Consider the following 353-nt stretch of genomic DNA (forward strand, 5'->3'; position numbering starts at 1 on the left):
CCCATTACTAGTCTATAAATTTGATAAACAAATACACCAATACAAACTGATAATGTAGTGTAGTTTTCTTGCCATGTAAAACTACCACTGTAAACAAAAGCACTTACAAACATATAGACAAATAAGCCTCCTCTGTCATCTATAAATCTTTTAAATTGAAATCTTCTTAATTGTTTTGTCATATTGTTTTTTAGCAATACTTCAATGAGTCTTTTTGAAAAGACAAAATCTATGATACCAAGATTTTCAGGATATAAATAAATACAAGGTAAATTGTTTCTACTATAAACTTCTTTTTTTTCTCTATATCTGACTCTGTCCTCTTTTGTATTATTCCATCTGCCATTAAACTC

Annotated in this window: 1 protein-coding gene; it reads right to left on the reverse strand. The window is 27.8% G+C overall.

All coding sequences use genetic code 11. From position 1 onward, the window contains the following. A partial coding sequence (locus tag IU405_RS08625; protein WP_197438210.1) for a hypothetical protein occupies positions 1–353 on the reverse strand: 353 nt, incomplete at both ends.

This window comes from Polaribacter sp. BAL334, from assembly GCF_015767435.1.
GTDB lineage: Bacteria > Bacteroidota > Bacteroidia > Flavobacteriales > Flavobacteriaceae > Polaribacter.